This window comes from Yersinia sp. 2542 StPb PI, from assembly GCF_048593855.1.
Taxonomy (GTDB): domain Bacteria; phylum Pseudomonadota; class Gammaproteobacteria; order Enterobacterales; family Enterobacteriaceae; genus Yersinia; species Yersinia enterocolitica_E.
The window spans coordinates 1-4,644 of the sequence record NZ_JAZGQA010000263.1 but is presented as its reverse complement, the minus strand read 5'-3'; the positions used below and the strand labels follow the sequence as shown (position 1 = coordinate 4,644).

The window sequence follows — 4,644 nt, the reverse complement described above, 5'->3', positions numbered from 1 at the left end:
GTTTTCTATAAATTAGATGAAAATACTATTTTGATTGAACAATCCCAGGGGCATCCTATTCATAATTTTCGTTTATTAACACGCAGTGATACATGATGTAATCTCCTGAAATATATTTGTAATGTTTGACGAGTAATGTTGGTATATTAATTATCGCCGGTGTAAAAATAATGTTATATCACATCAGGTTGTTTGTTATAAGGCTTCTCTCTCATGTTAAAGGATTAGGCCCAATCTCCGATGGAAAGTTCGGTATATTGTTTGGTCTAATACTCGTTATTAGCCTTTTCTCCTTATTGCAGTTATTTTCCATCGGGTATTTATCTCATATATTGGATAGTACCACCGTTAATGTTGAAAAAACGCACTATAGCCATCAGCAAGAAGTGTTGATGGANCGCGCCAGAATGGAGCTATTAATTGCTAGCGACAAATTCAATCGGGCCGGTATCTATTATATGGAGGACAAAGAGACCGGTTCTGAGGGGAGCTGGCATAGTCTTTTGAATGAAGCACTGCAATCTATGCAGCAGTCACAGCAAAATTATCGTGAGTTATTACTTCTTTCTGTTCACGATAAACGACCAGAATTCATTGCATTAAAGGAAAGCTATCAGCAGTTATATCAAGGTTTGACTGAGCTTGGGCAGGGGTTGTCAAAGAACAGTAACATTGATCGGTTTTTTGAAGTCCCGATACAAGGCTTTCAAAGTGATTTTACCGAAAAGTATTACCACTATTTGCAGCAAAGTGAGAATAATCGGGCTGTAATGGATAGCCAGCTATTATCGTCCTTATCGTCAGCAAAGCAGGGGGTTATTACAGCGTTGGCGGTATTGCTGTGCCTTGCCTTTTCAGTTTGGCTCGGTGTTACACGCTTAATTATCCGGCCACTTAATGACCTTATTTCCCATATTAACGTTATTGCCGCCGGTGATTTATCACGCCAGATTACATATTCATCGTTTACCAGCCGTGAGGCTGGACAATTGGCTGATAGCATATGCCAAATGCAACAAGGCTTAATTGTCTTGGTGAGTCAGGTTCGCGCAGGTGCAGAAATCATCCTGACAGGTGTTAATCAAATCGCCGCAGATAGCCATCGTCTTGCTGAACAAACACAGTCGCAAGCACAATCACTGGCCGCAACAACACAAAGCATGTATCAGCTCACTACCCGGGTAAAACAGAACACGATGAGTGCCGATCAAGCCAATCTTCTGGCTAATGAAACCAGCGTTATCGCCCGTGAAGGCGGGGAAATGATGTCTAGCGTCGTGGTATCAATGGCTGATATTTCTGCCGGTTCGCAGGAAATAACGGCAATTATTACGCTCATCGAATCGGTGGCTTTTCAGACCAATATTTTAGCATTAAATGCTGCCATTGAAGCAGCGCACGCCGGTGAGCATGGGCGCGGTTTCTCCGTTGTAGCACGAGAGGTTGGCTTGTTGGCACATCAAAGTGGCAATTCCGCGCTGAATATTAAGCGGCTTATTCATAATTCATCCAGCTCTATCTCCACAGGGAGCGGTTTGGTCGCGCGGTCAGGTGATAACTTACGGGCTATTATTGATGCAGTTAAAAAGGTGACTGATTTGATGGCGGAAATATCTGCTGCATCACACGATCAGAGTCAAGGTATTGAGGGGATAACCACACAAGTGGGGATGATTAATGAAGTGACAAAATTGAATGCTGAGTTAGCCCAGCAATCCACCGGTGCATCGGAGGTATTACAAAAACAAGCATTCCAGCTCAATCAATCTGTTGCTCGTTTTTGTTTACCTACTACTGGGCGGCCGGCTCAAGGTTGTTATGAAGCGGCCCCTGCCAATTTTTAGTGCACCAGCATACTTTTCAGCATTTTGGCCCAGCCAATTGGATCACCGTAATATTCATTTGCGGGTAGGGCGGACAGTTTTCCCTGCCTATCTTGTAGCACAAAGGTCGGGAAACCATGTCCATGTACCCTCGCCAGTAAGGCGCGGCTATCAGCAATATGCTGAGTCGATGCTGTCTGGGCGGAACTGAACGCGTTGATAAATGCTGTCCGGCTTAAGCCAATATCAGTGGCAAGTTCAATTAATACCGAGCTGTCGGCGATACGGCGGCCCTCGACATAATGAGCTTGCTGGATATGATGGAGCATATCCGCGCCTTGTCCGGCCAATTGTTCAGCCGCTAAAATGGCGGCAATAGGTGGCGTGGAATCCATAATCGCTGAAGTATCATTCAGCAAGTGATTAAAATAAGCCTCACCAAACGTTTGTCCGGTGAGTTCGGCAATACGTTTGTCATGAGGCATCACATAACCACGCCATTGGCTATCTATCTGGCGACGATTCGGTCCAGACATCATCCCACCACCGTGCAGTACCAGTGTCAGATCAGGAATGCTTTGTGCGGCTTGCACCAATGGCGCTGCGCCATAGCACCAACCGCATAAAGGGTCGAAAATGTAATGCAAAGTTAGCGGGGTCATTATGTTCTCCTCTTCGTCCCCGTCACCATTCAAGTTACCGCCTTCTGGCACTTTGGTTGATGACAGGGTAATGCCGTACTGATTAATTTTAAGCGCCGCTTATTGTGGCCATTTCATCTCGTTTTTCAGTACCTTAGCACTTAACTCCAAGCTAGATTCATCTTTCAACTCTGGATAGTGTTTTTTCATCGCCGCAATCAGTTCTGCGGAATCCTTCGCCTTAGGAATCTCTGTATTCAGTGTGGTTAAATAGTTCTGAGTAAAGGTCACTGATGCCAATGTTTGTGGCGCGTTATCGAGATAATGCCCAGGAACCACGGTCACTGGTTTGAGTGCTTTAATCTTTTCCAATGTTGTTAGCCAGTGCTGGCGTGATTCTGCGGTTTGAGTATCCGCGACCCATAAATGGATATTACCGGAGACAGCGACACCGCCAACAACCGCTTTCAAGGATGGGATCCAGACAAATGTCTTTTCAGGTGATGGGCCGTCTAGCCCTTCAACATCAATTTTTTGCCCATCGATAGTGAAACTCTTGCCCTGTAGTGCTTGTGGAATAATGATTTTGCCAGGGGCATTTTCTTTTAGAATCGGTCCCCAATAGGCCATTTTACCGTCTTTGGTCGCTTCTATTTCTTCAATGGTCTGGGGTGTGGCGAGTACTTTGGCTTGTGGGAATGCTTTTGTGATGACATCCAGACCGAAATAGAAATCAGGATCGGCTTGGCTGATATAAATGGTGGTCAGTTTTTTGCCACTTTGCTGGATTTTTTTCACCAGTGCTTCGGCGTCATTGCGCTGAAATTGCGCATCAATCAGAACCACTTCAGTTTTGCCGCTGATAATCTCAGAAGAGACTGGGAAGATGCTCTTTTTGCCTGGATTATAGACTTCCATTTTGAGTTGTTCGGCAGCACTTGCGTTTGCTACGGCTGCGAAGGTTGCCAGACCGGCAAAGGTCATTTGTAATAGCGTTTTGTTAAACATAGCGGTTTTCCTGAGGATGACTGGGGTATGGGTTAGATAATAGATTGCATCGTTCGATAGAAAAACCTGATAATGAGCAACTGTTTGTTGCTTAAATCGAGCTAATCATGGATAGGATCACTGCTGCTGAGGTTTTTGTCGCGATTGTCGAGCGTGGCAGCATGATTGCTGCCGCCGAAGCATTAGAGATGTCACGGGCGATGGTGACACGCTATCTGGCTGAGATGGAGCAGTGGGCGGGGGCGCGGCTGTTACATCGGACAACACGAAAACTGAGCCTGACCCATGCTGGCGAAACCACCCTTGAACGTTGCCGACGTATGCTTGAGTTTGCCCAAGAGATGGATGTGATTGCAGGGCAAGGTAGTGATGAATTGCGCGGTTTATTGCGAATCAGTTGTTCTCAGTCTCTTGGGCAGAGTGCTTTGGTGATTGCTGTCACTGACTATTTACGCCGTTATCCCCAGGTCGCGGTTGATTTACAAATCAATAACCGGGCTGTCAATCTGGTAGAGGAACGCATTGATTTAGCATTGCGTATAACCAATGAGTTAGACCCGAATTTAATTGCACGGCCACTTTCCATGTGCCATTCCGTTGTCTGTGCCTCTCCGGCCTACCTGTCAGCCAACGGAATACCCAAAACACCCTATGATTTGGCGGTACATAACTGCCTGACATACTCATATTTTGGCAAAAGTTTGTGGCATTTTGATTTGCAGGGCGAAAAATCAGCCGTTGCAGTCAGTGGCAATTTGAGTGCCAATGAGTCAGTAGTTTTGCTAAGTGGTGCGTTGGAAGGGGCGGGGATTACTCTGCAACCCAGTTATTCTGCTGCCCCCTATATCGCCCGAGGCGATCTGGTCAGCTTATTACCGGGTTATCAGCCGCAGGCGATGGGTATTTACGGTATCTATACTTCGCGGCGGCAAATGCCAGCAACATTAAGGACAATGTTAGATTTTCTCGTGGAGTGGTTTGCAACCAATCCCCATTGGCTTAACTCTGCTTTCTTGACGCTATAGCGGTGAGTTACATTCTCAAACATATTTTTGTGATCGGTGATGCCTATAAATTACTTTTTATTTCATAGCATTATACGTAGCAAATGCTGCCTTTTTAGTTACTCCGCTATTTATAACCTTGTTCACTACTAGTCAGTATTCCTCAAC

General features: G+C 45.6%; 4 protein-coding genes. 2 read left to right on the top strand and 2 right to left on the bottom strand.

Annotated elements, in window-relative coordinates:
* Positions 1 to 170: 170 nt before the first annotated feature.
* Positions 171 to 1,844, top strand: coding sequence for a methyl-accepting chemotaxis protein (locus V1952_RS20130; protein ID WP_420075406.1), 1,674 nt, complete (start codon positions 171 to 173; stop codon positions 1,842 to 1,844).
* Here the strand turns inward: V1952_RS20130 and V1952_RS20125 are convergent.
* Together V1952_RS20125 and V1952_RS20120 are read right to left on the bottom strand one after the other, a co-directional pair.
* Complete coding sequence (locus V1952_RS20125; RefSeq protein ID WP_420075405.1) at positions 1,841 to 2,485, bottom strand: DsbA family protein; 645 nt, start codon at positions 2,483 to 2,485, stop codon at positions 1,841 to 1,843. The two genes, V1952_RS20130 and V1952_RS20125, sit on opposite strands and share 4 nt — an antisense overlap.
* 99 nt (positions 2,486 to 2,584) lie before the next feature.
* A complete protein-coding gene (locus V1952_RS20120) occupies positions 2,585 to 3,472 on the bottom strand; it encodes an MBL fold metallo-hydrolase (protein WP_420075404.1) in 888 nt (295 codons plus the stop codon).
* A 107-nt stretch (positions 3,473 to 3,579) separates the two neighbouring features.
* On the opposite strand from V1952_RS20120, the gene V1952_RS20115 reads away from it, so the two are divergent.
* Positions 3,580 to 4,497 (top strand): LysR family transcriptional regulator, encoded by a 918-nt coding sequence (locus V1952_RS20115; protein WP_420075403.1) that lies wholly within the window; start codon positions 3,580 to 3,582, stop codon positions 4,495 to 4,497.
* Positions 4,498 to 4,644: the final 147 nt, after the last annotated feature.